The 264-nt window shown below is 50.8% G+C and carries 1 protein-coding gene; it reads right to left on the reverse strand.

Annotated elements, in window-relative coordinates:
* Positions 1-264, reverse strand: a 264-nt coding sequence (locus tag AAEZ03_RS27730) for a BCCT family transporter (protein WP_350583094.1), incomplete at both ends; no start/stop codon positions are given.

Below are 264 nucleotides of genomic sequence, written 5' to 3' on the forward strand. Positions count from 1 at the left end.
GCCGAGTTATGATCAGCAGACTCTTCGGTGATGAAATATTGCTGCGCACGATATAAAATCAAGCGATCGCGACTTAAACCACGCAACAGCGCATACATCATCACAAAGACTACCAGAGCAAACGGCAAACCTGCCACGATAGCGGCGGCTTGTAGCGCACCCAAACCACCAGCTGCTAATAATATTGCATCAATGACCCCTTCCATCGTCGCCCAAAACAAGCGCTGAATCTTTGGCGGGTTGGTATCGCCGCCTGCCGTAAAC

This window comes from Pseudomonas sp. HY2-MNA-CIBAN-0224 (assembly GCF_040310285.1).
GTDB lineage: Bacteria > Pseudomonadota > Gammaproteobacteria > Pseudomonadales > Pseudomonadaceae > Aquipseudomonas > Aquipseudomonas helleri.